Genomic DNA, 25,358 nt, shown 5'->3' on the forward strand with positions numbered 1-25,358 from the left:
CAGCCTACCGGTTTGTCCACGCGGCCTAGGGCAGATCCCGTTCGGGCGGCCCCGCCCGAGCGGGTGAAGAGGCGCGCACAATCAACGCGTCAGGGCATGTCCCGCGAGGGGCTGGCGCCTGAGCCGCGAAGGCGGGAGCACCGGAGCGGCGACTCGACCGCCCGAGGGAGGGCGAAAGCGTGATTCGCCGAGTCGGAGCGCGCCGCAGCACCGCCCCCGCCCGCCCGTGACCGCGGCAGCGGCTCCGGTTCCTCGGTCGTGGGGGGGAGCCATGCTCCCGACCGGTTCCGGCCCTCCGCGATCCGCCCTGGCGACGACCGCCCGGCGGGAGCGGCCGGCGCGGCCCGTCAGCGGCGCGCGAAGCGGGCGAAGTCGCGCGCCAGCACCTCGTAGATCGGGCGCTTGAAATCCACCGCGAGTCCCGGCAGCGCCGACAGCTCCACCCAGCGCCAGGCGTCGAATTCCGGATGGGGATCGAGATCGAGGCGGATGTCGGCATCCTCGCCGAGGAAGCGCAGGGCGAACCAGCGCTGCCGCTGGCCGCGGTAGCGCCCGCCGAGGGCCCGGCCGAGCAGGTCCGGCGGCAGGTCGTAGGCGAGCCATTCCGGGTGCTCGGCCAGGATCTCGGCCTTGGCGGTGCCGATCTCCTCCTCGAGTTCGCGCAGCACCGCGACGCGCGGATCCTCCCCCGGGTCGAGGCCGCCCTGGGGAAGCTGCCAGCCCCCCGCCGCGCCTTCGGCGTTCGGCAGATCGGCGCGGCGGGCCACCAGCACGCGGCCATCGGGGCCGAACAGCACCGCACCGACATTGTCGCGATAGGGGAGCTCCATGGAAACCCGTCCGGGTGCGCGTGACGCGGCCCTATACCAGGGGCCTTGGCGGCGCGGGAGACAGGCAAAAAAAGCGGGCCGGTGGTCGTGACCCCACCGGCCCGAAGGTCAATCCCTGCGCCCACCCCCAGGGTGCGGCCGGGATCGTCGGGAGGAGACGTCCAAGGCATCGCTTGAACGCATACAATCTGCTCTCCTCACGATTTCGTGAAGATGGATGATTTATGAAAAGTTCTTCATCTTAGGGTTGTCCTCCAGCCCGCGCACCACCGCCTCGCTGAGATGCGCCCCCTGTCGCAGCAGCGCCCGCTGCACCGCCCGCACATCCACCGCCCGCGGCTCCACCCCCGCCTCCGCCGCCAGCGCCGCCGCCACGCCGGCCGCCTGCCCGGTCAGCCAGCATTGCGGGATCTCGCGCAGGAAGGAGTGGCTGGTGGCGTCGCAGGACAGGTGCCGCCCCGGCGCCAGCAGCCCGTCCAGCCGCTCCGGCACCAGCGCGCCATAGCCCACCGAGACGTTGCGGAATTTCGGCGAAAGCGGCGGCGAGACGCCGATCTCGTCCGGCGCCACCCGACCGTCCCAGCCCTCCCGCGTCACCGCCCCCACCCCCACCAGCCGCCGCGCATGCCGCACCCCGAGCTGCGGCGCGGAGAGCATCAGGAAGGCGCCGGCGAAGCCCGGCGCGTGCGCGCGGTAGAAGGCGAGGTGCTGCGCCATCAGCCGGTGGCTGCGGATCTCCACCTCGGTCTGGTCGTCCACCTGCACGGCGGAGAAACCGGCGAGCCGCGGGCCCATGAACAGCGCCACATCGTCGCGCCAGGAGACGAAGGGCTTCTCGAACAGCCCGAGCGCCTCCCTGCCGCGGCGCATCAGCTCGGCGAATTCCTGCGGCTTCTCGGCCCGCCAGGCGAGGAAGGCCGGCATGTCCACGCCGCCGAACAGCCAGGCGGTGTTCATGCAGTGGTGGATGTCGCGCTCGTCCACGTCCTCGGAGGAGGCGGCGCCGGCACGGTGGAACAGGTCGCCATCCCCGGTCGCGTCCACCACCACCCTGGCCAGCACGGCGCGGCGGCCCTGCTTGCTCTCGAACACCGCGCCGCGGACCGCGCCGCCCTCCATCACCGGCATGGCGCCCCAGGCGTGGAACAGCGGCTCCGCGCCCGATTCGATGACCATCTCCTGCGCCGCCAGCTTCATCCATTCCGGGTCGCAGGTGGGCGACCAGGTGACGGTGCCGTGGAAGGCGGCGGTGCGCAGCGCCCACCAGGCGGCGGTGGCGGCGTCACGCGAGCCCCAGGCCTCGCGCGGCGGCCCCGCCACCGCGCCCCTGGGCAGCCGGTCCAGATACTCCTCGGCGAAGCCGCGGATCACCGGCCGGCCGTCCCAGTCGGTCATCCGGTCGATCCAGATGACGAGGCCGCCGGTGGCGAGCCCGCCGAGATGGTTGTGGCGCTCGAGCAGCAGCGTCCGCGCGCCGAGCCGCGCCGCCGCGACGGCGGCGGCGGTGCCGGCCGGGCCGCCGCCCACCACCAGCACGTCGCACTCGGCATGCACCGGCACCTCGCGCGCCGGCTCGGCGATGCTGGCACGGGAGGGGGCGCGGCTCACCCGCGGGCGGGCCGCGCCGGCGGGCTCCACGCGGAACACCTCGCTCTGGTAGAAGAGGCGCCCACCCTCGCCGGGCGGCGCCGGTTCCTTGTTCTCGCTCATGGCGCCAGACTACAGCGTGACCCGTTCCGGCGGATCCCGCTTCCGTCCTTCCCTGGCGGCCGGTTCACGCTCCGGCACTCCCGACCTCGTGGATCAGGCGCTAGAGCGGATCCTGGAAGGCCGGACCGCCCGGAAGCGTGAACCGCCCCCGGACAACGGGCCGGAGCCGCGCTGCGCGGCCACGCCCGGGCGGAACGGCTCCGACACGCGCCGGCCGCTGGCCGGCCCGCCTCGCACAGGAGACGCCCCTGCGATCCGCCGCCCTTGCCCTGCCCGCCCTCCTTGCCGCCTGCGCCGCGCCGGTGGCGCCGCCGGCCGAGCCGCCCCTTCCCTACCCGCCCGCGGCGCGGGAGCGGATGCTGCGCCTGGCGCTGCAGGAATGGCGGGAATGGGGCGCGCTGGTGCATGAGGACGGCAACCACGCCCCCTCCACCCAGGCCGAGGCGCACCCCGAGAACTTCCCCCGCCTGCTCGCCTACTGGCGGGCGCTGGAGAACGACGAGGGGGCGGTGGCGCGCAACCGCGCCCTCTACCGCGCCGCCCTCGCCGGCCGGCCGGAGGGCGCCGGGCTCTGGCGCCAGCCCTACTGGTCCGCCGCCTTCATCAGCTACGTGATGCGCGCCGCCGGGGTGGACCGCGCCGAGTTCCCGCCCGCCCCCGCCCACGCCACCTATGTGGACGCGATGATCGCCACCGCGGCGCGCTTCCCCGAGACCGCCCCCTTCCTTCCCCACGGCCCGGCGGAGCGCGCGCCGCAGCCCGGCGACCTGGTCTGCGCCGACCGGGGGCGCTTCCCCATCACGCATTGGCGGCAGCGCGCCGCGGATGGCGGGCGGTTCCGCCCGATGCACTGCGACATCGTGGTGCGGGTCGGGCCCGAGGTGGTGGAGGCGGTCGGCGGCAACGTCCTCGACAGCGTGACGCTGACCCGTTTCCCCGCCGACGCCGCGGGCTATCTTCTGCCCCGCCCCCCCGGCGCCCCGGTGTGGTTCGCGGTGTTCGAGAACCGCCTGGGCTGCCTGCCGCCCTGGGGTCCCTGCCCCGCCGCCCCCCCGGCGCCGTCCTGGCCCATCGCTCTCGGGAGTCCCGCCTCGTGACAGACCTGTTCTCGCCCCTCGACCTGCGCGGTGTCCGGCTGCCCAACCGCATCGGCGTCTCGCCCATGTGCCAGTACTGCTGCGCCGGGGACGGGATGCCGACCGAGTGGCACTACGCCCATCTCGTCTCCCGCGCCGTCGGCGGCGCCGGCCTGGTGATCGCCGAGGCCAGCGCGGTGACGCCGGAGGGCCGGATCAGCCCCGAGGATCTCGGCATCTGGGAGGACGCGCACATCCCCGGCCATGCGCGCCTCGCGGCGGGAATCGCGGCGGTCGGCGCCGTGCCGGGCATCCAGCTCGCCCATGCCGGGCGCAAGGCCAGCCGCCGCCCGCCCTGGGCGGAGGGCCGCGCCGAGCCGGGCTGGGTCGCGCTGGCGCCGAGCGCGCTTCCCTTCGGGGACTACGCCGAGCCGCGGGCGATGACGGAGGAGGACATCCGCGCCGTCATCGTCGCCTTCGGCGCCGCGGCGCGGCGCGCCGTCGCCGCCGGCTACCGCTTCGTCGAGCTGCACGCGGCGCATGGCTACCTGCTGCACCAGTTCCTCTCGCCGCTCTCGAACCGGCGCAGCGACGCCTGGGGAGGCGATTTCGAGGGTCGCGCCCGCCTGACGCTGGAGGCGGCGCAGGCGGTGCGCGCGGCGCTGCCGGAGGCGCTGCCGCTCTCGGTCCGCCTCTCCCACACCGACTGGGTGGAGGGTGGCTGGACCACGGAGGAGACGGTGGAACTCGCGCGCCGGCTGGCGGCGCTCGGCGCCGACCTCATGGACATCTCCTCGGGCGGGCTCGACCACCGGCAGCGGATCCCGCTCGGCCCCGGCTACCAGGTGCCGGGGGCGGAGGCGGTGAAGCGGGGCGCGGGCGTCGCCGTGGCGGCGGTCGGGCTGATCACCGAGCCCGAGCAGGCGCAGGCGATCCTCGCCGAGGGCCGCGCCGACCTGGTGCTGCTGGCCCGCGCCCTGCTGCGCGAGCCCTACTGGCCGCTGCGCGCCGCCGTGGCGCTCGGCCGCACCGAGGCGCTGCGCGTGCCGCCGCAATACGAGCGCGGCTGGGCGATGCTCGGCCCGATGCGCCGGGACGAGGCGATCGCCCGGCCGATGCCGCCCCTCTAGACCACTCCCGAGAACGGCGTCCGTCCAGGAGGCTCCACCTGAACGGAATGCCTGTCGCGCCGATCCGCGCTTCCGCCGCGCCCGGCCCTCCGCGATCCGCGCGGGGGGCACCCCCGGGGTCAGAACCCGGCGCGCATCCGCCCCGGATTGAGCACGCCGGCGGGGTCCATCACCGCCTTGACCCGGCGGGCGATGGCGGCGAGCGGCGGCGGCTCCTCCGGCATCACCGCCACCGCGGCGCGGAGCGGCTCCGGCGCGCGGAACAGCAGGAAGCTGCCGCCCGCCTCGCGCGCCGCGCGCACCACCGCCTCGTGCGCCTCCGCCGTCGCCGGCCCGGCGGCCCAGACCAGGCCGCCGCCCCAGTCGAGCAGCAGCCGCGCGCCGAAGGCGGCGCGCAGCGCCGCGGCCACGTCCGGCCCCGCGGTCGGCCGCACGGAGACGCGCCACACCGCCTCCTCCGGCGCGGCGCCGAGCGGGACCGCGTCGCGCACCGCGCGCCACAGCGCCCGGCTCGCCGCCTCCTCGAGCGGCGTGGCGGCGCCGTGCGGCGCGAGTTCCCCGCGCAGCCGGCCGAGCCGGTAGGCGACGGAGTCGGCGAAATCCTCGATGCGCAGCAGCGCCACCGGGCCGGCGAGGCCGTGCTCCGGCACCCCCTCGGGCAGCAGCGCGGCGCCGGAGACGCCGTAGGGGCTGCCGAGCCCGGCGCAGAGCGCGCGCACCCCCGCCGCCAGGTCGGGCACCCGCACCGCCAGGCTGCCGGAGGCCTCCGGCGCCGGCAGCACCTTCAGCGTGATCTCGGTCAGCACGCCGAGCGTGCCGTGCGCGCCGGTCAGCAGCTTGCAGAGGTCGAGGCCGGTGACGTTCTTCAGCACCCGTCCGCCGCTGCGGAACACCTCGCCCCGCCCGTTCACCGCACGGATGCCGATGACATGGTCGCGCATCGCGCCCGAGGCGATGCGGCGGGGGCCGGAGAGGTTGGCGGCAACGGTGCCGCCGAGGGTGGCCGGCGCCTCCGCGCCGAACAGGCCGCGGAAATCGGGCGGCTCGGCGATCAGGTGCTGGCCCTTCTCGGCCAGCGCCGCCTCGATCTCCGGCAGCGGGGTGCCGGCGCGGGCGGCGATCACCAGCTCCTGCGGCCGGTAGAGGGTGATGCCGGTGAGGCCGGCGAGCGTCAGGCGCCGCGCCGCCTGCACCGGGCGCAGCATGGCGCGCTTGGTGGCGTTGCCCTCGATCGCCAGCGGCTCGCCGGCGGCGGCGGCGGCGGCGACGGCGGCGGCGACCTCCTCCTCCGTCGCCGGGGCGATGGCCTCGGCCCCGCTCATGCCGCGCGGGCCGGGACGGGCGCGTCCTCCAGCGGGAAGACCTTGGCCGGGTTGAGCAGCCATTGCGGGTCGAAGGCGGATTTCAGCGCCCGCTGCTGGCGCAGCTCGGCCTCGGTGAACTGCGCCCGCATCAGGTCGCGCTTCTCGACGCCGACGCCGTGCTCGCCGGTGAGGCAGCCGCCGACCTCGACGCAGAGGGTCAGGATGTCGGCGCCGAAGGCCTCGGCCCTGCGCACGCTCTCCGGGTCGTTGGCGTCGAACATGATCAGCGGGTGCAGGTTGCCGTCCCCGGCGTGGAAGATGTTCGCCACCTGCAGCCCATAGTCGCGCGACATCTCGCCGATGCGGCGCAGCACATGGGGCAGCTCCCCGGTCGGGATGGTGCCGTCCATGCAGAGATAGTCGGGCGAGATGCGGCCCACCGCGCCGAAGGCGCCCTTGCGGCCCTTCCAGATGGCGAGCGACTCCTCGGCCGTCTGCGCCACCCGGAGCGAGATCGGGTCGAAGCGGGCGCAGATCTCCCTGATGCGGCCGAGCAGGCGGTCCTGCTCCTCCTCCGAGCCCTCGACCTCGATGATCAGCATCGCCTCGGCGTCGAGCGGGTAGCCGGCCTGGGCGAAGGCCTCGCAGGCGTGGATCGCCGGCCGGTCCATGAACTCGAGCGCCACGGGGATGATGCCGCTGCCGATGATGGCGTCCACCGCCGCCCCGGCCACCTCGTTGCTGCGGAAGGCGGCGAGCATGGCGCGCGCCCCCTCGGCGGCGCGGAGGATGCGCACCGTCACCTCGGTGACGACGCCGAGCTGCCCCTCGCTGCCGGTGATCAGGCCGAGCCAGTCATAGCCCGCGGGGTCGAGGTGGCCGCCGCCGATCTCCACCACCTCGCCCTCGATCGTCACCAGCTTCACGCCGAGCAGGTTGTTGGCGGTGACGCCGTATTTCAGGCAGTGCGCGCCGCCCGAGTTCATGCCGACATTGCCGCCGATCATGCAGGCGAGCTGGCTCGAGGGGTCGGGGGCGTAGAAGAACCCCTCCCCCTCGACCTCCCTGGTGATGCCGAGATTGGTGACGCCCGCCTCCACCACGGCGAGGCGGTTCGCGTAGTCCACCTCCAGGATGCGGTTCAGCCGCATCAGGCCGAGCACCACCGCATCCGCGAGGGGCAGGGCGCCGCCGGAGAGCGAGGTTCCGGCGCCGCGCGGCACCACGCGGATGCCGTTCTCGTGGCAGTAGCGCAGCACCGCCGCCACCTCCTCGGTGCTGGAGGGCAGCACCACGGCGAGCGGCGGCTGGCGGTAGGCGGTGAGCCCGTCCGTCTCGTAGGGGCGGAGGCGCAGGGGCTCGCTGATCACGCCCTCGCCGAGAGGGCCGCCCGGCACCAGCCGGCGCAGCGCGGCGACGATCTCCTCGCGGCGGGCGAGGATCTCGGTCTTGGGTTCGGGCAGCCTGACCACGGGGTTCCTCCAGCCTTGGCGCGAAAATGGGCCGCCGCGGCGGGCCGGACAAGCTTGCGGGCGCGCCCTTGCCCCCTCACCTTGCGCGCCGTCGCAACCCGGGAGTTCCCATGCGCCTGCTACGGACGCTGACCGCCGCCGCCTTCCTCGCCCTCGCCGCCCTGCCGGCCACGGCGCAGATCCGGGAGGGGCTGTACGAGGTGGAGGGGCAGAACCCGGACGGCACCACCTATTCCGGCCACCTTTCCCTGCAGGCCGCGCCCGGCGCCGCCTGGATCGCCACCTGGCAGATGAGCGACATGCGGATCGTCGGGCTCGGCCTGATCCAGGGGGGCGTGCTGGCCGTCTCCTTCGTGGTGGAGGGCCTGCCCGGCATCGCCGCCTACGAGGTGGCCGATGACGGGACGCTGCGCGGCGTTTGGACCACCGGCGGCGGCCTCGGCACGGAGACGCTGACGCCGCGCTGAGCGGGGGCCGCGCTTGGGCCAGTGCCCCTTGCCGTGACCGCGGGCGAAGGCGGCTCCGGCCCCTTGTCCGCAGGGCGGCTCTCCGCCCCCGGCCGTTCCGGCCGCCCGCGACCGGGCCTAGCCCTGGCGGGCCTTCAGGCGCGGATTCTTCTTGTTGAGCACGTAGAGACGGCCGCGGCGGCGCACGAGAACGCAGTTCTTGTCGCGGGCCTTCGCCGTCTTCAGGCTGTTGCGGATCTTCATGGCACAAACCTCTCGGGCGGGGCGCCGGCCACCGCCGCCCCGGGGCAGGCGCAGATAGGGCCCGCGGCGGCCGGGGTCAACCTGCGGGCGGGGCGACCGGCCCGGCGCGGAAGGCTTCAGCCCGCCTCCAGCTCGACATCCCAGTAGAGGTAGTCCCGCCAGCTCTCGTGCAGGTAGTTGGGCGGGAAGAGGCGGCCGTTCTCCTGCAGCTCCCAGGTGGTGGGCTGGCGCGGCGCCTGGCGGGGGAACATGCGGCACTCGCGCGGCAGGCGGTTGCCCTTGCGCAGGTTGCACGGCCCGCAGGCGGTGCAGACATTGTCCCAGGTGGTGCGGCCGCCGCGGCTGCGCGGGACGACGTGGTCGAAGGTGAGGTCGTGCGCCGGGCGGCCCTCGCCGCAGTACTGGCACTCGAAGCGGTCGCGCAGGAACACGTTGAAGCGGGTGAAGGCCGGGCGCCGCGCGGCAGGGATGTATTCCTTCAGCGCGATCACCGAGGGCAGGCGCATCGCCAGCCGCGGGGAATGGACCTCCACCTCGTACTCGCTCAGCACCGAGACGCGGTCGAGGAACACGGCTTTCACCGCGTCCTGCCAGCACCACACCGAGAGAGGGAAATAGGAGAGCGGGCGGAAATCCGCGTTCAGCACCAGCGCCGGGAAGGACGATCCGGTGACTACGGTTCCGCCGTCGGGCAAGCGCCGCTCCTTCCAGCGGCGAAGTGCCCGGTGCCGCAGGACGGCGTGCGTCCCGTGGCGACCCAACCCTGGGGCCTGTCACGGCGGAAAGGCCCCAGATGCTGTGGCGCCGCCGCATGTGCGGCCCTTCATGCCAGCACATGGCGGGCGGCGCAACCGCCGCGCGCGCTCATTTCACCTTCCCGTCACGGAGCGGGCGCGAAGGCCCGGCGCAGCATCCGTGCCCCCGCCGCAAGACCGGCCTCGTCCACGCCGTGGCCGAGGCCGGGCAGGAACAGCGACTCGACCGGCACGCCCGCCTCGCGCAGCGCCGATTCGGCGAAGCGGCCCGCCCATGCCGGCACCACCTCATCCGCCTCCCCGTGCACCAGCAGCACCGGCGGCCGCGCGCGGATCTCGGCGGCGAGCCGCTGCGGCGCCAGCAGCGCCCCCGAATAGGCGAGGATGACCGCCGGCGACACGCCGCCGCGCAGCCCGACATGCAGCGCCGTCATCGCCCCCTGGCTGAAGCCCATCAGCGCCAGCGCCGAGGCCGGCAGGCCGAGCCGCCCCAGCTCCGCCCGCAGCAGGGCCTCCACCACGGGGGCGACGCCACGCACGCCCTGCGCCAGCCGCTCCGGGTCGCGGTCGGCGAGGCTGAACCACTGCCGGCCGAAGCCCGCCATGTCGCAGGGCATCGGCGCGTCGGGGGCGAGGAAGGCGGCGTGCGGCAGCGTCTCGGCCCAGCGCGGGGCGAGGCCGATCAGGTCGGCGCCGTCCGCCCCCACGCCGTGCAGCAGCACCACGAGCTGCCGCGGCGCGCCGCCCGCCACCGGCCCGAAGCGGGGCCCTTCCAGTCGCGGCATGGCTCCCTGCCCTCCCCTGCCCCTTCAGCGCCGGGAAACGTTCCGGCATGATGACGGATCGCCGCCCGCATGCCCGAGGGACGCAGACATGGAAGACATCATCCGGTTCCTGCTGAGCAACTTCACCCTCACCTTCCTGGTCCTCGGCCTCCTCGCCGCCGGTGCCGCGCTGCTGCGCGCGCCCGGGCCGCTGCGGCCGCCGGTGGTGGTCGAGGCGCTGTTCGCCTATTTCCTGCTGTTCTCCATCGGCGGGAGCTTCCTCTACAATTTCGTGATGCACACCTTCTTCGGCGAGACGGCGGCGCGCTTCATCGGCTGGGAGACCAGCCCCTTCCAGGCCGAGGTCGGCTTCGCCAGCCTCGGCTTCGCCCTGGTCGGGCTGCTGGCCTTCCGCGGCGATTCCGGGCTGCGGCTCGCCGCCGTGGTCGGTCCGGCGGCCTTCCTGCTCGGCGCCGCGGCGGGGCATGTCCATCAGATGATCACGGCGCGGAATTTCGCGCCCGGCAATGCCGGCGTGATCTTCTATACCGACATCCTGATCCCCCTGGTCGGCCTCGCCCTGCTCCGGCTGCAGCACCGCCACGGCCGCCCCCGGCCCCGCGCGGCCATGGCGGCGGCCTGAGCGGCGGCCATGGGCGAGGACGGCGCGCCGCTGCCGCCCCGCGAAGCCCTGCCGCGCGGCGCCGTCACCCGCTTCGCGCCGAGCCCGACGGGTTTCCTGCACCTCGGCCACGCCCACGCGGCGCTGTTCGCCTGGCATCTCGCGCGCGCCGCGGGCGGGCGGTTCCTGCTGCGGATCGAGGACATAGACGCCGGCCGCTGCCGCCCCGAATTCGCCGCCGCCATCGTGGAGGACCTGGCTTGGCTCGGCCTCGACTGGCCGGAGCCGGTGCGGGTGCAGTCCCGCCACATGGCGGAGTACCGCGCGGCGCTCGACAGCCTGGCGACGCGCGGGCTGCTCTACCCCTGCTTCTGCACCCGCGCCGAGATCGCCCGCGAGATCGCCGCCGCCGCCCATGCCCCGCACGGCCCGGACGGCCCGCTCTACCCCGGCACCTGCCGGCGCCTCTCCGCGGCAGAGCGGCAGGAGCGGCTGGCGCGGGGCGATCCGCACGCGCTGCGCCTCGACATGGCGGCGGCGCTGCGCACGGCGCCGCGCGACCTCTCCTGCCACGAGCTGGGCGAGGGCCGGCGGCGCTGCGACCCGGCCCGCTTCGGCGACGTGGTGTTGGCGCGCAAGGACACCCCGGCGAGCTATCACCTCTGCGTCACCCATGACGACGCGCTGCAGGGGGTGACGCTGGTGACGCGCGGCGCCGACCTGCGGCCGGCGACCGACCTGCACCGGCTGCTGCAGGCGCTGATGGGCTGGCCGGAGCCGGCCTATGCGCACCACCGCCTGCTGACCGACGCCGCGGGGCGGCGCCTGGCCAAGCGCGAGGGGGCGCCGGCGCTGCGCGCGCTGCGCGAGGCGGGGCACCGGCCGGAGGCGGTGCGCGCCATGGCCGGCTTCGGCGCGGCGCCGCGCTAGAGCATTTTCCGTTCGCCCCGGCTCATGGCACATGCCCTGGCCCGTTGATCGTGCGGGCATCCTCACCCGTTCAGGCGGGTCCGCCCGGAGGGGATCCGCTCCCGCGCCCCGCCCGGAGGCGGTTCCCCCGCCCCTGGCGCGACGGCGGGCCTACCGCACGATCCGGCGCACGAGCCCGCGCGCCCACTCCCCGCGCGGCGGATCGAGCAGCCGGGCGAGGCTGAACCGCCCGTGCCGCACCCGGGCGCGCAGGTTGCTGAACTCGCGGAACCCCGCCTCGCCGTTGCGCCGCCCGAAGCCCGAGGCGCCGACGCCGCCGAAGGGCAGCTCCGGGAAGCCGGCATGCTCCACGCAGCGCCCGTGCACGATCGCGCCCGATCGCGTCGCCGCCGCGACCGCGCGCTCCTCCGCCGCCGTGGCGCCGAAGAGGTAGATCGCCAGCGGCGGCGGGCGCGCCGCGATCCAGCCGATCGCCTCCTCCAGCGTGGCGGGGGAAAGCAGCGCCAGCACCGGGCCGAAGATCTCCTCCCGGTGCAGCGGATGCTCCGGCGCCGCCTCGGCGATCGCCAGCGCCCGGCGCCCCTCCCCGTCCGGGCCGAGGGGCGTCAGGCGCGCCCCCTCCGTCAGCCGGGCGAGCCGCCGCGCCTGCGCCTCGCCGAGCAGTGCCGTGTCCGGCAGGGCGATGCCGGAGGCGCGGCAGGCTGCCAGGAAGTCCTCGCGCGCATGGCCCACCAGCAGCACCGTATCGGGCGCGACGCAGGTCTGCCCGGCATTCAGCGCCTTGCCGGCCAGGATGGCGCGCGCCGCGCCGGGCAGGTCCGCCCCCGGCAGCACCAGGGCGGGGCATTTGCCGCCGAGCTCCAGCGTCAGCGGCACCAGATGCTCCGCCGCCGCGCGCATCACCTTCCGCCCCGTCTCCGTGCCGCCGGTGAAGACGAGGTGATCCCAGGGCAGCGCGGCGAAGGCGGCGGCCACCTCCGGCCCGCCGGTCACCACCCGCGCCACCTCCTCGCCCAGCGCCTCCGGCACCAGCCGGGCGAGCAGCGCGGCGGTGCGCGGCACCGCCTCGGAGGGCTTCAGCGCCACCCGGTTGCCGGCGGCGATCGCGTCCACCGCCGGCAGCAGCAGGAGCTGCACGGGGTAGTTCCAGGGCGCCATGATGCCGACGACGCCCTTCGGCACCGGCTCCACCACCGCGCGGGCCGGGCGGAAGGGCAGCGGCACGCCGACGCGCCGCGGCCGCGCCCAGCGGCGCAGCCGCCGCCGCGCCAGCCGCGCCGCCTCCGCCACCAGCCCGATCTCGGCGAGCAGCGTCTCCTCCGCGGCGCGGCCACCGTAATCGGCGTCGAGCGCGGCGACGATCGCCTCCCTCTCGCGCAGCAGCGCGGCGACGAGGGCGCCGAGCAGGGCGCGGCGGCGCTCCGGCGGCAGCGCGCCCTCGCGCGCCTCGGCCGCGCGCAGGGCGGCGAGGGCGGCCCCGGGGGCGAGGTCGCGGCGGGACAGGGGCGGCGCCCCGCTACTCGGCCGCCTGGCGCCGCGGCGGCGCGCGGCCGACCAGCGCGGCAAGCTCCGCCTCGTCCAGCGTCTCCTTCTCCAGCAGCCGGCGCGCGCCCTCCTCCAGCACTGCGCGGCGCTCGCGCAGCAGGGCGACGGTGCGCTCCAGCACGCCGTCCACGATCCGGCGCACCTCCTCGTCGATCGCATCCCCCGTCGCCTCGCCGTAGTCGCGCTCGCGCGGGCCGAGGGGGATGTCCTGCCCGGCGAGGAAGCCGCGCCCGTCGCGCTCGTAGGCGACGCTGCCGAGGCGCTCGGACATGCCGTAGCGGGTGACCATGCTGCGCGCGATGTCGGTGACGCGGCGGAGGTCGTCGGAGGCGCCGGTCGAGAGGTGGCCGAAGGCGATCAGCTCCGCCGCCCGGCCGCCGAGCAGCACCATCATCTTGTGCTCGAGCTCCTCGCGCGTCATCAGGAAGCGGTCCTCGGTCGGGCGCTGGATGGTGTAGCCGAGCGCGCCGATGCCGCGCGGAATGATGGAGACCTTGTGCACCGGGTCGGTCCCGGGGAGCGAGAGCGCCACCAGCGCGTGGCCCATCTCGTGATAGGCCACCACCTCGCGCTCCCGCGGGTTCAGCAGGCGGTTGCGCTTCTCGAGGCCGGCGACGATGCGCTCCACGGCGTTCGAGAAGTCCGCCATGGTCACCGCCTCCGCGCCGCGGCGGGTGGCGAGCAGCGCCGCCTCGTTCACCAGGTTGGCGAGGTCGGCGCCGGTGAAGCCCGGCGTCAGCGCCGCCACCTTCTCCACCTCCACGTCGGGGGCGAGCTTCACCTTGCGCAGGTGCACCCTGAGGATCTCGACGCGCCCCTTCTTGTCCGGCCGGTCCACCAGCACCTGGCGGTCGAAGCGCCCGGCGCGCAGCAGGGCGGGGTCGAGGATCTCCGGCCGGTTGGTGGCGGCGAGGATGACGAGGCCGGTGCGGCTGTCGAAGCCGTCCATCTCGACCAGGAGCTGGTTCAGCGTCTGCTCCGCCTCGGAATGCCCGCCGGCCATCGGCCCGGCGATGCCGCGGGCGCGGCCGAGCGCGTCCAGCTCGTCGATGAAGATGATGGCGGGCGCCTTCTGCCGCGCCTGCTCGAACAGGTCGCGCACCCGCGCCGCGCCGACGCCGACGAACATCTCCACGAACTCGGCGCCCGAGATGGAGAAGAAGGGCACCTTCGCCTCGCCGGCCACCGCCTTGGCGATCAGCGTCTTGCCGGTGCCGGGCGGGCCCACCAGCAGCACGCCCTTCGGCATCCGCCCGCCGAGGCGGCCGTAGCGCTCCGGATCCTTGAGGAAGTCCACGATCTCGCGCAGCTCGTCCTTCGCCTCGTCCACCCCGGCCACGTCGTCGAAGGTGACGCCGGTGTCGGTCTCGACATAGACGCGGGCCTTGCTCTTGCCGATCTGCATCAGCCCGCCCTGGCCGCCCGCCATGCGGCGGAGCAGGAAGATCCAGATGCCGAAGAACAGTAGCATCGGCAGCAGCAGCGCCATGACGTCGCGCAGGAAGGTGCTCTCGATCCGCCCGCTGTAGCGCACCCCGTGGCGCTCCAGCTCCTCGGCCAGCTCCGGCGGCTCGACGCGGATGGTGGAGAAGCGGGTGGCGCCGTTCGGCAGCGGCTCGCGCAGCGTGCCCTGGATGGTGCGGTCGGCGACCCCGACCTCGAGCACCTTCCCCTCGCGCACGAGCTGCTGGAACTGGCTGTAGGGGATGGGCGCGACCTGCTGGCCCTGGCCGACCACCCACTGGATCAGCAGCAGGCCGAGCAGCGCCGCCACCCAGTACCAGATGTTGAAGCTGCGCTGGTTCTGCTGCTGCGTCTTCTGCTGCTTCTGCACCGCCGCGCCCCTCGTGCCGGGTGTCTCCCGCCGCAAACGCCGCTCCCGCCGGCCGGGATCATCCGCCTGGCCGTGCCGGGGCGGCGATTGGCGCCGCCGCGCCCCGCGCCGCGGCCGCGCGCCGCCCGGCGCCGAGCGCGCGGGCTGCCGCCTCGCCGCTCCGCACCGCAGCCTCGATCGTCGCAGGCAGGGCGGGCAGGGTCCAGTCTCCGGCGAGCGCCAGGTTGGGCAGCGGCCGGCGCGCGGGCAGCGGCGGCGGGCCGGGAGCATGGCGGGGCGTCGCCCGGCGCTCCTTCACCACCCGGCAGGGGGGCGGCGCCTCCGGCCAGGGCCCGGGCAGGCCGAAGGCGAGCGCCGCGCGGCGCAGCTCCGCCCAGGCGCGCGGGGCGAGGCTCTCCGCCTCCTCCCGCGCCGCCGCCTCCCCGGCGCTGACGGTGACGCTGACGCCCGCGGGGCGCACCAGCACCCACTGGCAGAGCGCCTCCAGCAGGCCGAGGAAGCGCACCGGCGTCTCGGCCGGCCGCGCGAAGTGCAGGTTGACGATCGGCACATGGTCCTCGGGGGCGGGTGTGCCGGGCAGCAGGCGCCGCGTCTCCCAGGGCGGGGTGGCGAGCACCACCGCATCCTCCCGCCCGAGCGCCACCGCCCCCCCTTCCCCGAAATCGAGGGCGGCGGCCCGCCCGCCCTGCGCCACGAGGCGTCGCAGCCGGACGCCGAGGCGGATCTCCACCCCCGCCCGGCGCAGCGTTGCGAGGGCCGGCGCGACCAGGTCCGGCCCCAGCCCCTCCCGCGCCACGAGGAGCCGCGCCGCGCCCGGCCCGGCGAGGCGGCGCAGCACCGCGCCGAGGCGGCGGCAGGAGGCCTCGGCGCTCGGCGTGTTCAGCGCCGCGATCACCAGCGGCTCCACGAAGCCGCGGTGGAACTCGGGATGCGCCGCCATCGCCTCGGCCACCGGCCGGTCGCGCAGCGGCAGGGCGAGGCGGGCCAGCGCCAGCACCGCGCGCGCGGAGGCGCCGGCCGGGCGCAGCGCCGCATCGCGCCAGGCCAGCGGCGAGAGCGCGACACGGCGCGCCGAGCCGTCGCGCAGGTCGAGCACCGGCAGCCCGCCCGGCTCCGGCTCCACCCAGCGCGCGCGGGCGCCGATGCGGGAGAGGAAGCGCAGCGCGGCGCGGTTGGCGCCGATCAGGGCGTGGGTGCCGTTGTCGGTGCCGTCCGGCAGGGCGCGGCAACGCCCCCCGGCGACGGGGGCCGCCTCGTGCAGCACCACCGCCCGCCCGCGCCCGGCGAGGGAGAGGGCGGCGGCGAGGCCGGCGAGGCCGGCGCCGACCACATGCACGGTCATGCCGGCGTCCGCCGCGGGCGGATGCCGAGGCCGAGGGCCATCCAGGCCATGCGCAGCTTCTCTCCCGCAGTCAGGCGCGGGCGGGGGCGGGCGCCGTCCCAGCCGCGGGCGACGAGGCGCAGGAACAGCCGGCGGTAGCCCCACATCATCACCGCCGCCGGCAGCAGCGCGTGGCGGTCGAAGCGGCCGATCTCGGCCTCGGCGCGGGCGAAGCCCTCCCGCGCCTGCCCGGCAAGGCGGGCACAGATCGCGGCGAAGCGGGGATGCGCCACGATCTCCCGCGCCCTCCCGTCCGGGATGCCCTCCGCCGCCAGCAGGGAGAGCGGCACGTAGACGCGCTCCCGCGCCGCATCCTCGTCCACGTCGCGGAGGATGTTGGTGAGCTGGAAGGTGCGGCCGAGGGCGAGGCCGAACCCCTCCGCCTCCGGCGCGCCGAAGATGCGCACCGCCATCGCGCCGACGCTGCCCGCGACGCGGCGGCAGTAGAGGTCGAGCGCCGCCTCGTCCGCGAGGCGCAGCCGGTCGGCGGCGTCGGTCTCCATGCCCGCGACCATGGCCTCGCATTCGGAGAGGGGCAGGCCGAAGGCGGCGCGCGCCCAGGCCAGCTCGCGCGAGAGGGCGCAGTCCGGCCGTTCCAGCTTGCGCCGCCAGCCGGCGAGGAAGCGGCGCTTCTCCGCCTCCGGCATCGCGCCGTCGGCGATGTCGTCCACGGCGCGGCAGAAGGCGTAGACGGCCCAGAGGGCGCGGCGCCGCTCCCCCTTCAGCGCCGCCATGCCGCGCGCGAAGGAGGAGCCGGCGCGCCCGACCCGCCGGGCGACGATCGCGGCATCGGACGGCCCGCGCGAAAGGGCGGCGCCGGCGAAGGCGCGGGCGAAGTCGGCGCGCGACAGCGCCACCCGCCGCGCCACCGGGTCGGCGGCGCGCAGCCGCGCGAGCAGCCGGCGGGCGAGGGCGAGGGTGACGGCGCTCTGCAGGGCGAGGCGGCGGGAGGCGAGCAGGCGCGGCAGCGCGCTCGCGCGGTCGAGCGCCTCCTCCACCCGGTCGAGCGCGGCGTCCAGAACGGCGCGGCGCGGGGCGGCATGGGCGGGGGCGAAGAAGCCCCGCTCGCCCCCGGCCAGCGCCAGCCACGGCAGGGGCAGGTAGATGCGGTCGAGCGAGTCGCGGTCCGGCACCAGGTCCTGCAGGTGGTTCAGCACCTGCAGCGCGGTGCAGAGCGCGTCCGCCGCCGCCGCCGCGTGCGGCTCGCCCTCTCCGTGCAGCCGCAGCAGCATCCGCCCCACCGGATCGGCGGAGCGGCGGCAATACGCCTCGAGCTCGGCCCAGTCGGCGTAGCGGCGCTTGGTCGCGTCCTGGCGGAAGGCCGAGAGCATCGCCCGCGCCTCCTCCGTGCCCACCCCGAGCTGGTGCAGCCGCCGCGCCTCCGGCATGGCGGTGGCAGGGTCGTCGAGGGCGCGCTCCATGGCGTCGAGCCGGGCGAGCTTCTCCTCCGGGGCGAGGCCGGGGCTGTCGCCGATGTCGTCGGCGGTGCGGACGAAGCGGTAGAAGGCCATCACCCGCGCGCGCACCGGCTTCGCCAGCAGCAGCGAGGCGGTGGGGAAATTCTCCTCGTCGTGGTCCCGCGTCGGGGTGGCGGCGACGGCGACGCTGCCGCTCGCCGGCTGGGCTGCGCTCATGCCGCCTTTGTGGCGGGATACGCGCGGCCTTTCCAGCCCGAGGGTCGGCCGAGGGCGGACCGGAGCAGCGCCGCCCACTGGATCGCCAGCGCCACCGCCATGGTCGCCGGGTGCAGCGGCACGGTCCACCAGGGCTCCCGCGCCCGCCAGGTGACGGCGGCGCGGAAGCCGAGGCTCGCCGCCAGGGCGGCGAAGGCGGCCGGAGCGGGCAGCAGCGCCCAGGGCAGGAGGTGCCCGCCCGCCAGCAGCACGGTCCAGACCGGAAGGCCGAGCGGCGTCGCCATCCCCTCCCGCGCATTCTTGCGGAAGCCGGCCCAGGCCTCGGCGAAGCCCCGGTACATGCGGCAGGTGGCGAGGGGGACGCCGTCCACCACCTCGGTGCGGTGGCCGCGGGCGCGGAACAGGCGGGAGAGCCTGAGCCCGTCGTGCAGCGTCGCCCGCACCGCGCCGTGCCCCCCCGCGGCCTCGTAGGCTGCGCGCTCGCACAGCACGAGCTGGCCGCAGCCGGCGGCGAAGGCGGGCAGCCGGGTGAAGGCCCGCCCCGCGCCGGGCAGGTAGCCGAGCAGCAGCAGGTTGATCGCCGGCACCGTCAGCCCCTCCCCGAGCGAGCCGATCGCCTGGCGCGGCACGCCGCTGACCAGGCCGAGGCGCCGCCTGGCCGCGTGCGCCGCCATCGCCGCCGCCGCCTGCGGGGCGAGGCGCACATCGGCGTCGAGGAACAGCAGGTGCGTCCCCCGCGCCGCCCCGGCCAGCCGCGCGCAGGCATGCATCTTGCCGGACCAGCCGGGCGGCAGGGGCGGGGCGGCGAGCAGCCGCAGCCGGGGGTCGCGGGCGGCGAGGCGGGCGACGATGGCGGCCGTCTCGTCCTCGCTGGCGTCGTCCATCACCAGCACCTCCACCGCGACGCCGCGGGAGGCGAGGGCGGCGCGGACGCAGCCCTCGATGTTCGCGGCCTCGTTGCGTGCCGGGATCAGGATCGAGACCAGCGTCCCCTCGGGCGGCACCCCCCGCGCGCGCGGCAGCAGCAGGAGGTTCGCCGCGCCGAGCAGGGCGGGCAGCAGCGCCAGGGCGAGGGCGGAGAGCGCCAGCTCCATCGCCCTATCCGTCACGCAGGTGGCGGGGGTCGAAGCGCTCGCCGCGCAGCGCGGCGCGCAGCCGCCCCCAGGCCTGGTAGATGCCCCCCATCCCCTCCCGCCCCTGCACCAGGGTGCGGAAGCGTGCCGGGTCGCGGGTGATCGCCTCCGCTGCCAGCCGGTCCATGGTGGCGGCGAGGGCGCCGGCGAGGTGCGCCCCGCGCGCCTCCCGCTCCAGCGCCAGCAGCGCCCCGGCCGGCAGGGGCGGGCCGAAGGCGGCGAGCATCTCCGGCGCCCGCTCGGACCAGAACACGTAGTCGAGCGCCAGCGGCAGGAACACCGCCCCGGGGGCGAGCTCCGGCAGGCGGGCGACGCCCGGGGCAACCGGCACCGGCCGTTCCCGCACGTCGCAGAACCGGCCCGGCGCGTTCATCCACAGCATGTGTTCCGGCGCCGCCAGCACGTGCCGCGCGGTGCGGAGGAAGGCGGCGGCGCCGGCGCGGCTCCCCGCCTCCACGCCGAAGACGCCGATGCGGCGCATGAAGCGGTAGCGGGAGAGGGCCGCCGCCTCCATCGGGATGAAGGCGGGCCGGTCGGGGAACAGCCGGCGCGAGAGCAGCATGAAGGCGACGCCGTCCCACCAGGAGGGGTGGTTGGCCAGCACCACCAGCGGCGCACCCCGCGGCGCCTCGGGAAAGCCCCAGGGGGGGAGGCGCAGCGCCCGCATGTGGCGGGCGAAGAAGCGGGTGAAGGCGCGGTCGAAGAAGGCGAGCAGCCGCGGCGAGCGCAGCGCGACCGGATCCTCGGCCGGGGGCGGCGCCCCGCCGCCCGGAAGCGGCCCCGCCTCGCCGCGCGGCACGCGCCTACTCCGCGGCGAGCGGGGCGCGCGGCGCCTCGCGCCGGCCGGCCGCCTCCGCCGCCGCGCCCATGCCGCGCCCGCCGAGATCGCGGTCGAGCGCGTCGGCCGCGATCCAGCCGCTCATCATCACCATGGGCATCCCGGGCCCCGGATGCGCCGCGCCGCCGGCGAGGTAGAGCCCCCGCACCACCTTCGAGCGGTTGCCCGGCTTGAAGGCGCCGAGGAAGGCGCCGTGCGAGGCGAGGCCGTAGATCGCCCCGTCCAGCACCCGGTAGCGCTCGTGGATGTCGGGCGGCGTCAGCGCCCGCTCCACCACGATGCGCTCCTCGATGTCCTCCATCCCCGCCGTGCGCTTCAGCTTGTCGAGGATCACCCGCCGGTAGGGGGCGAAGATGCGCGACCAGTCGTGATGCGGGCGCAGCCAGGGCGTGTGCACCAGGACGTAGAGCGCCTCCCCCCCCTCCGGCGCCACGGAGGGGTCGGTGGCGGAGGGGGCGGCGAGGTAGCAGGTGGGGTCCGGCGCCGGCTCGCCCCTGCGGTAGATGCTGTCGAACTCCTCCTCCGCGTCGCGGGAGAAGACGAAGTCGTGGTGCGCCAGGTGGTCGTAGCGGCGCTTCAGGCCGAGGTAGAGCACCACCCCGCTGCAGGCGGGCTCGTACCCCTTGCGGGCGTAGCGGGCGCCGGCCGCGCCGCCGACCAGCTCCCCATAGGTGCGGATGGCGTCCATGTTGGAGATGACGGCGTCGCAGGGGATGCGCTCGCCGGCGGCGGTGCGCACGGCGCGCACCCTCCGCCCCCCCGGGCCGTCCTCGATGTCGAGGCCCGCCACCTCCACGCCCGGGCGCAGCTCGGCGCCGAGCTCGGCGGCGAGCCGCGCCAGCCCCTCGGCCACGGCGCGGGTGCCGCCGACCGGGTACCACACCCCCTCGCTCACCTGCATGTCGCCGATCGCGCACAGCACCGCCGGCGCCATGTAGGGGTTGGAGCCGACATACTGGCTGAAATGGTCGAGCATCTGGGCGAGGCGCGCATCCGGCACGTGGCCGCGGATCACCTTCGCCATGGAGCGCCCCATGCGCAGCGCCAGCACGTCGCGCATGGTGGCGGGGTCGAAATTGCGGCGCAGATTGACGGTGTCGGAGAGCCCCTCGACCGGGCGCCAGAAGAAGAAGCGCTCGGAGACGTCGTGCAGCGTCCGCGCCACCTCGAGGAAGCGGCGGTAGCCCTCCCCCTGGCCGCCGGGGGCGAAGGCGTCCATCGCCCGCGCCATGGCCGCAGGATCCTCGAGCAGGTCGATGCGGCTGCCGTCCTCGAAGAAGCAGCGCCATTGCGGGTCGAGGCGGATCAGCGGCAGTTCGCGCGCCTGGTCCCGCCCCGCCTCGGCGTAGATCCGGCGCAGCACGCGCGGGACGGTGAGGATGGTCGGCCCCATGTCGAAGCGGTAGGTCCCGGACCCGTCCGGCGCGTCGAGGCGCAGGACGTCGGCCTTGCCGCCGAGCCAGGGGTTCTTGTCGAGCAGCGTCACGCGGTGCCCGCGCGCCGCTGCCACCGCCGCCGCCGCCAGGCCGCCGAGGCCGCCACCGATGACCACCACATGCGCGCCCATGCACGCCCTCCTCTTCGCGGCCGGGGCGTCCGCCCGGCCTTCCTCGACGCCGCGCCTCAGCCCGAGGCGAGCGGCTCCGGCGCCGGCAGCGGCGCCCGAACGGGCCCCTCCCCCGCGGCGAGGCCGAGATCCCGCGCCAGCAGCGCGGCGCTGATCCGCGCCCCCTCGTAGATCACCGGCAGCCCGCTGCCCGGATGCGTGCCCCCGCCCACCAGATAGACCCCCTCCAGGCCGTCGAGCCGGTTGCGCGGGCGGAAGCTCAGCATCTGGCCGAAATCATGCGCCAGGTTGAAGGTGGCGCCATAGCCCACCGCGAACTCGTCCCGCCAGTCGCGCGGCGTGACCATGCGCTCGTACCGGATGCGCCCCTCGATGCCGCCGAGACCCGCGGCGCGCAGCCGTTCGAGGGCGAGGCGGCGGAAGCGCGGCGCCTCCCGCTCCCACGCGTCGGCGCAGCGCAGGTTCGGCACCGGCACCAGCAGGTAGAGGGTGGAATGGCCGGGCGGCGCCATGCCCGGATCGGTCGCGGTGGCGTGCTGGAGGTAGAAGCTCGGCCGCGCCGGCAGCACGCCCTCCTCGATCTCGCGGATGTTGCGCACGTAGTCCTCGGACAGCACCACCGTGTGGTGGGCGAGGTCCGGCAGCGCGCCCTCGATGCCGAGATAGAGCATGAAGGTGGAGCAGGAGTAGCGCGCCCGTGCGATCCGCCTGTCCGGCCAGGCGCGGCGCAGCGCGTCCGGGATCAGCCGCGGGATGGCATGGGCGAAGTCGGCGTTCACCACCACCGCCTCGGCGGCGTGGCGCCGCCCGCCCGCCTCCACGCCGATGGCGCGGCGCCCGGCGAAGGCGATGCGCTCCACCGGCGTGCGGTAGCGGATCTCCACCCCCAGCCGCTCGGCCAGGCGGGCCATGGCGGCGGAGACGGCGCCGCAGCCTCCCAGCGGATGGAACACCCCGTGCTCGTACTCGAGGAAGCTCAGGATGGTGAACATGCTGGGGCAGCGGAACGGGCTCATCCCCAGGTACTTGGTCTGGAAGGAGAAGGCGAGGCGCACCCGCGGATCGCGGAAGAAGCGCATGAGGTCGCGGTCCACGCTGCGGTGCGGGCGCAGCAGCGCCAGGCTGCGCAGCATGTCGGGCGTCATCATGTCGCGCAGCGACAGGAAGGGCCGCTCCAGCGCCGGCTTGAAGGCGCCGAGCTTGCGGCGGTTCTCCTCGAGGAAGGGGCGCAGGCCGCGCGCATCCTGCGGGCAGATCCGCGCGACCTCGGCCTCCATCCGCGCGAGGTCGGGCGTGGCGTCGAGCGTCAGCCCGCTGCCCTCGAACAGCAGGCGGTACTGCGGGTCGAGCCGGACCAGCGGCACCTCCTCCTCGAGCCGCGCGCCGCAGGCGGCGAAGATCTCGGCCAGGATGCGGGGGTAGAGGAAGAAGGTGGGGCCGAGATCGAAGCGGTACCCGGCCCCGGTGACGAGGGTGCGGGTGCGCCCGCCGGGCACCTCGTCCTTCTCGTACAGCGTCACGCGCGCCCCCTGGGCGGCGAGCAGCATGGCGGCGGCGAGACCGCCCGGTCCGGCGCCGATCACGGCGATGCGGGGGCGATCGCCATGCAGGGAGGGCGTGGCGAGTGGCAGATTCATGCGCATCGGTCATCAGGGACAGAGGCGCACATGCTGCCGAACCCGCCGGGCGCAAGGGTCGCCCGGCGGGCAGCACACCTGACCGTGTTCGCCCCCGGCCGGCGCCTTCAGGCCGGCAGCAGGGCGAGCACCGCCTCCGCCGCCTCGATCTCGGCAAGCCGCGCCTCGGCGCGCGGCAGCAGGCGGCGCAGGTAGAAGGCGGCGAGCGGGGCGTAGCGCGCATCCGCCGCCGCGGCGCGGGCGAGCATCCAGCCGCCGAGCGTCCAGCCCGCGGCGTCGAGATAGGCCGCGGCCGAGGCCTGGGCGGTGTCGGCGTCGGCCGCGCCGTGCTCCAGCATCCAGGCCGTGGCGCGCTCCAGCGCCGCCGCCGCCGGGCCGAGGCGCGGATCGGCGGCACGCGCCTCGGCGATCAGGCCGCGCATGGCGGCGCCGCCGTCGCGGAACAGCTTGCGCCCGACCAGGTCCATGGCCTGGATGCCGTTGGTGCCCTCGTAGATCGGGGCGATGCGCGCGTCGCGCAGCACCTGGGCGGCGCCCGTATCCTCGACGAAGCCCATGCCGCCATGCACCTGCACGCCGAGCGAGGCGCAGTCCACGCCCCGGTCGGTGCACCAGGCCTTCACGATCGGCGTCAGCAGCGCCACCCGCGCCTCCGCCCCCGCATCCTTCAGCAGCCGGGCACGGTCGAGCGCAAGCCCCGCCTCGAGCGCCAGCAGCCGCCCGGCGAGCGTCACGGCGCGGATCTCCGCCAGCATGCGGGCGACATCGGGGTGGCGCGCGATCGGGCGCCCGCCCTGGATCCGCTCCGCCGCGTAGGCTTCGGCCAGGGCGAGCGCGCGCGCGCCCTGCGCCACCCCCTCGACGCCGACGCCGAGGCGCGCGGCGTTCATCATCGCGAACATGGCGTTGAGGCCGCGGTTCGGCTCGCCCACCATCTCCGCCTCCGCGCCCTCGAACAGCATGACGCAGGTGGGCGCGGCGTGGATGCCCATCTTGCGCTCGATGCCGCCGCAGCGCAGCGCGTTGCGACTGCCGTCCGGCAGCCGCTTCGGCGCGGCGAAGAGGGAGATGCCGCGCGTGCCCGGCGGCGCGTCCGGCAGCCGCGCCAGGATGAGGTGCAGCGTGTCCGGCACCAGGTCGTGCTCGCCGAAGGTGATGAAGATCTTCTGCCCGGTGATGCGGTAGCGGCCCTGCCCGTCCGGCTCCGCCCGGGTGCGCACCAGGGAGAGGTCGCTGCCGGCCTGCGGCTCGGTCAGGCACATGGTGCCGGTCCACTCGCCGCTGACCAGCTTCGGCAGCCAGGCCCGCTGCTGCTCCGGCGAGGCGAAGCGGACCAGCGCCTCGACCGCGCCCGCGGTCAGCAGCGGGCAGAGGGAGAAGGACATGTCCCCCGTGGTGACCAGTTCCGAGACCGCCATCCACAGCGCCTTCGGCAGGTCCTGCCCGCCGGTCGGGACGCCGTTCACCTCCGCCGGTGCGGCGAGGCCCTGCCAGCCCCCCGCGATCCAGGCGCGGTAGGCCTCCTGGTAGAAAGGCGGGGTGCGCACCACGCCGTTCTCGTAGACGGCGCCGTGGCGGTCCGCGGCCTGGGCGTTCGGCCACAGCACCTCCCGCGCGAAGCGGTCGGCCTCGCCGATGATGGCGGCGATGTCCTCGGCGCCGAGCGGGGTGCCGGCGGCGGCGGTGAGGCCTGGCAGGTCGAGGACGCGGGTGAGGCCGAAGACCAGATCCTCGGCCGGGGTGGGGGCGAAGGGGGCTGTGCTCATGCCCCCTTCCTACCGCGCGATCCGCCTCCGTGGATCACGCTTCCGTCTTTGTTGAGCGGCGGTCCGCTCCCGCGGATCGGGCGAAGGCCGGCGGGGAGCCGGGCGCGCGCCCGAACCGGGAAGGGACTGGGTCCCAGGGCGCAGCCCCGGCCGAGCCGTTGCCGCCGCCATGGCCGCGCGGAAACGAACCGGCGGGGAGTAAGGGGGCTTCCCGCGCCGATCCCGCTCCTCCGCGATCCTCCTATTCGCGGCTGCGCGTGCCGCCGCGGCTGTTGCGCCCGCCCCTGGCCGCGGCGGCGGTGCGCCCGGCGGCGCCGCGCCGGGTGGCGGAGCCGGAACGCGTGCTGCGGCTGGCGGTGGCGCTCGCCTTGCGCGTTGCCGTCTTGCCGCCGGTCGTGCGCTTCGTGGCCGTCGTGCGCTTGCCGGCCGAGGAGGCGGCGCGGCTGCTCGTCTTCTTCGCAGCGGCGCGGGAAGTGGTCGCCTTGGTGCGGCTGGCCGCGGCCTTCGTGGCGGCCGCGCCGCGGGAGCGGCTCGCCGTGCCGCGCGAAGCGGTGCTGCGCGAAGCGGTGGCGCCGCGGCTGCGCGCGCTGGCCCTGCCGCCCTTGGCCGCCGCGGCGGTGCGCCCGGCGGCGCCACGGCGCGTGGTGGCGGTGCCGCTGCGCGTGGTGGCCGCGGCGGTGCGCTTGGCGGCGGTGCCGCTGCGCTTGGCGGTGGTGCCGC

At 75.9% G+C, this 25,358-nt stretch carries 22 protein-coding genes; 6 read left to right on the top strand and 16 right to left on the bottom strand.

The window, feature by feature from the left end; genetic code table 11:
* Positions 1–347: 347 nt before the first annotated feature.
* Complete coding sequence (locus ET526_RS18135) at positions 348–830, bottom strand: RNA pyrophosphohydrolase (RefSeq protein ID WP_135469860.1); 483 nt, start codon at positions 828–830, stop codon at positions 348–350.
* Positions 831–1,052: 222 nt separating this feature from the next.
* Entirely contained in the window at positions 1,053–2,540 is a 1,488-nt protein-coding gene (locus ET526_RS18140) for an FAD-dependent oxidoreductase (protein WP_135469862.1), read from the bottom strand.
* A 302-nt stretch (positions 2,541–2,842) separates the two neighbouring features.
* On the opposite strand from ET526_RS18140, the gene ET526_RS18145 reads away from it, so the two are divergent.
* Together ET526_RS18145 and ET526_RS18150 are read left to right on the top strand one after the other, a co-directional pair.
* Positions 2,843–3,637: a DUF2272 domain-containing protein gene (locus tag ET526_RS18145; RefSeq protein WP_240048466.1), complete on the top strand. Its 795-nt coding sequence runs from the start codon at positions 2,843–2,845 to the stop codon at positions 3,635–3,637.
* Entirely contained in the window at positions 3,634–4,746 is a 1,113-nt protein-coding gene (locus tag ET526_RS18150) for an NADH:flavin oxidoreductase/NADH oxidase (RefSeq protein ID WP_135469865.1), read from the top strand. Before ET526_RS18145 ends, ET526_RS18150 begins: the two co-directional genes overlap by 4 nt.
* A 119-nt stretch (positions 4,747–4,865) precedes the next feature.
* Here ET526_RS18150 and glcE read toward each other — a convergent pair whose 3' ends face one another.
* Both glcE and ET526_RS18160 read right to left on the bottom strand, forming a co-directional pair.
* Positions 4,866–6,068 carry a glycolate oxidase subunit GlcE gene (glcE, locus tag ET526_RS18155; protein WP_135469867.1) on the bottom strand — a complete coding sequence of 401 codons (1,203 nt, stop codon included), beginning with the start codon at positions 6,066–6,068 and terminating at the stop codon, positions 4,866–4,868.
* Positions 6,065–7,522, bottom strand: a complete 1,458-nt coding sequence (locus ET526_RS18160) for an FAD-linked oxidase C-terminal domain-containing protein (protein ID WP_135469870.1) — start codon at positions 7,520–7,522, stop codon at positions 6,065–6,067. Before ET526_RS18160 ends, glcE begins: the two co-directional genes overlap by 4 nt.
* 110 nt (positions 7,523–7,632) lie before the next feature.
* Here ET526_RS18160 and ET526_RS18165 point away from each other — a divergent pair, with 110 nt between their 5' ends.
* The gene (locus ET526_RS18165) at positions 7,633–7,989 is read left to right on the top strand and encodes a hypothetical protein (protein WP_135469872.1); all 357 of its coding nucleotides are present in this window, start codon (positions 7,633–7,635) and stop codon (positions 7,987–7,989) included.
* A gap of 117 nt (positions 7,990–8,106) precedes the next feature.
* Here ET526_RS18165 and ykgO read toward each other — a convergent pair whose 3' ends face one another.
* From ykgO to ET526_RS18180, 3 genes are all read right to left on the bottom strand, one after another.
* Positions 8,107–8,232, bottom strand: coding sequence for a type B 50S ribosomal protein L36 (gene ykgO, locus ET526_RS18170; protein WP_135469874.1), 126 nt, complete (start codon positions 8,230–8,232; stop codon positions 8,107–8,109).
* 116 nt (positions 8,233–8,348) lie between these two features.
* Complete coding sequence (locus tag ET526_RS18175; RefSeq protein ID WP_135469876.1) at positions 8,349–8,927, bottom strand: HNH endonuclease; 579 nt, start codon at positions 8,925–8,927, stop codon at positions 8,349–8,351.
* A 185-nt stretch (positions 8,928–9,112) separates the two neighbouring features.
* Positions 9,113–9,772, bottom strand: a complete 660-nt coding sequence (locus ET526_RS18180; protein ID WP_135469879.1) for an alpha/beta hydrolase — start codon at positions 9,770–9,772, stop codon at positions 9,113–9,115.
* A gap of 88 nt (positions 9,773–9,860) precedes the next feature.
* Here ET526_RS18180 and ET526_RS18185 point away from each other — a divergent pair, with 88 nt between their 5' ends.
* Together ET526_RS18185 and gluQRS are read left to right on the top strand one after the other, a co-directional pair.
* A complete protein-coding gene (locus ET526_RS18185) occupies positions 9,861–10,394 on the top strand; it encodes a DUF6790 family protein (RefSeq protein WP_135469881.1) in 534 nt (177 codons plus the stop codon).
* Positions 10,395–10,403: 9 nt separating this feature from the next.
* Positions 10,404–11,303 (top strand): tRNA glutamyl-Q(34) synthetase GluQRS, encoded by a 900-nt coding sequence (gluQRS, locus tag ET526_RS18190; protein WP_135469883.1) that lies wholly within the window; start codon positions 10,404–10,406, stop codon positions 11,301–11,303.
* 150 nt (positions 11,304–11,453) lie between these two features.
* On the opposite strand, the gene ET526_RS18195 is transcribed toward gluQRS, so the two are convergent.
* The 9 genes from ET526_RS18195 to ET526_RS18235 form a co-directional block, all read right to left on the bottom strand.
* Positions 11,454–12,869 carry an aldehyde dehydrogenase family protein gene (locus ET526_RS18195; RefSeq protein ID WP_204623701.1) on the bottom strand — a complete coding sequence of 472 codons (1,416 nt, stop codon included), beginning with the start codon at positions 12,867–12,869 and terminating at the stop codon, positions 11,454–11,456.
* Positions 12,820–14,682: an ATP-dependent zinc metalloprotease FtsH gene (ftsH, locus tag ET526_RS18200; protein WP_135469885.1), complete on the bottom strand. Its 1,863-nt coding sequence runs from the start codon at positions 14,680–14,682 to the stop codon at positions 12,820–12,822. The genes ET526_RS18195 and ftsH overlap by 50 nt, the downstream gene beginning before the upstream one ends.
* Positions 14,683–14,740: 58 nt before the next feature.
* Positions 14,741–16,024, bottom strand: coding sequence for an FAD-dependent oxidoreductase (locus ET526_RS18205; protein ID WP_135469887.1), 1,284 nt, complete (start codon positions 16,022–16,024; stop codon positions 14,741–14,743).
* Positions 16,021–17,697 carry a squalene/phytoene synthase family protein gene (locus ET526_RS18210; protein WP_135469890.1) on the bottom strand — a complete coding sequence of 559 codons (1,677 nt, stop codon included), beginning with the start codon at positions 17,695–17,697 and terminating at the stop codon, positions 16,021–16,023. The genes ET526_RS18205 and ET526_RS18210 overlap by 4 nt, the downstream gene beginning before the upstream one ends.
* Positions 17,694–18,791 carry a glycosyltransferase gene (locus ET526_RS18215; protein ID WP_135469892.1) on the bottom strand — a complete coding sequence of 366 codons (1,098 nt, stop codon included), beginning with the start codon at positions 18,789–18,791 and terminating at the stop codon, positions 17,694–17,696. The genes ET526_RS18210 and ET526_RS18215 overlap by 4 nt, the downstream gene beginning before the upstream one ends.
* 4 nt (positions 18,792–18,795) lie before the next feature.
* A complete protein-coding gene (locus tag ET526_RS18220; RefSeq protein WP_240048467.1) occupies positions 18,796–19,629 on the bottom strand; it encodes a lysophospholipid acyltransferase family protein in 834 nt (277 codons plus the stop codon).
* Between the two features lie 4 nt (positions 19,630–19,633).
* Positions 19,634–21,235, bottom strand: coding sequence for a phytoene desaturase family protein (locus ET526_RS18225; protein ID WP_135469894.1), 1,602 nt, complete (start codon positions 21,233–21,235; stop codon positions 19,634–19,636).
* A gap of 56 nt (positions 21,236–21,291) precedes the next feature.
* The gene (gene crtI / locus ET526_RS18230) at positions 21,292–22,872 is read right to left on the bottom strand and encodes a phytoene desaturase family protein (RefSeq protein ID WP_135469896.1); all 1,581 of its coding nucleotides are present in this window, start codon (positions 22,870–22,872) and stop codon (positions 21,292–21,294) included.
* A 107-nt stretch (positions 22,873–22,979) separates the two neighbouring features.
* On the bottom strand, positions 22,980–24,638 hold the full coding sequence (locus ET526_RS18235; protein WP_135469898.1) for an acyl-CoA dehydrogenase family protein: 1,659 nt from the start codon (positions 24,636–24,638) through the stop codon (positions 22,980–22,982).
* A 272-nt stretch (positions 24,639–24,910) separates the two neighbouring features.
* On the opposite strand from ET526_RS18235, the gene ET526_RS18240 reads away from it, so the two are divergent.
* Positions 24,911–25,358, top strand: a 448-nt coding sequence (locus tag ET526_RS18240) for a hypothetical protein (RefSeq protein ID WP_204623702.1), incomplete at its 3' end; no start/stop codon positions are given.

The sequence above is a fragment of the Crenalkalicoccus roseus genome (assembly GCF_004761865.1).
In the GTDB taxonomy this organism is placed as follows: Bacteria; Pseudomonadota; Alphaproteobacteria; order Acetobacterales; family Acetobacteraceae; genus Crenalkalicoccus; species Crenalkalicoccus roseus.

Bases quoted from the DNA above. Each gene is read 5' to 3' on its own strand.
- ET526_RS18135 (WP_135469860.1), bottom strand. From the start codon at position 830: ATGGAGCTCCCCTATCGCGACAATGTCGGTGCGGTGCTGTTCGGCCCC.
- ET526_RS18140 (WP_135469862.1), bottom strand. From the start codon at position 2,540: ATGAGCGAGAACAAGGAACCGGCGCCGCCCGGCGAGGGTGGGCGCCTC.
- glcE (WP_135469867.1), bottom strand. From the start codon at position 6,068: ATGAGCGGGGCCGAGGCCATCGCCCCGGCGACGGAGGAGGAGGTCGCC.
- ET526_RS18165 (WP_135469872.1), top strand. From the start codon at position 7,633: ATGCGCCTGCTACGGACGCTGACCGCCGCCGCCTTCCTCGCCCTCGCC.
- ykgO (WP_135469874.1), bottom strand. From the start codon at position 8,232: ATGAAGATCCGCAACAGCCTGAAGACGGCGAAGGCCCGCGACAAGAAC.
- ET526_RS18180 (WP_135469879.1), bottom strand. From the start codon at position 9,772: ATGCCGCGACTGGAAGGGCCCCGCTTCGGGCCGGTGGCGGGCGGCGCG.
- ET526_RS18185 (WP_135469881.1), top strand. From the start codon at position 9,861: ATGGAAGACATCATCCGGTTCCTGCTGAGCAACTTCACCCTCACCTTC.
- gluQRS (WP_135469883.1), top strand. From the start codon at position 10,404: ATGGGCGAGGACGGCGCGCCGCTGCCGCCCCGCGAAGCCCTGCCGCGC.
- ET526_RS18205 (WP_135469887.1), bottom strand. From the start codon at position 16,024: ATGACCGTGCATGTGGTCGGCGCCGGCCTCGCCGGCCTCGCCGCCGCC.
- ET526_RS18210 (WP_135469890.1), bottom strand. From the start codon at position 17,697: ATGAGCGCAGCCCAGCCGGCGAGCGGCAGCGTCGCCGTCGCCGCCACC.
- ET526_RS18215 (WP_135469892.1), bottom strand. From the start codon at position 18,791: ATGGAGCTGGCGCTCTCCGCCCTCGCCCTGGCGCTGCTGCCCGCCCTG.
- ET526_RS18225 (WP_135469894.1), bottom strand. From the start codon at position 21,235: ATGGGCGCGCATGTGGTGGTCATCGGTGGCGGCCTCGGCGGCCTGGCG.
- crtI (WP_135469896.1), bottom strand. From the start codon at position 22,872: ATGAATCTGCCACTCGCCACGCCCTCCCTGCATGGCGATCGCCCCCGC.
- ET526_RS18235 (WP_135469898.1), bottom strand. From the start codon at position 24,638: ATGAGCACAGCCCCCTTCGCCCCCACCCCGGCCGAGGATCTGGTCTTC.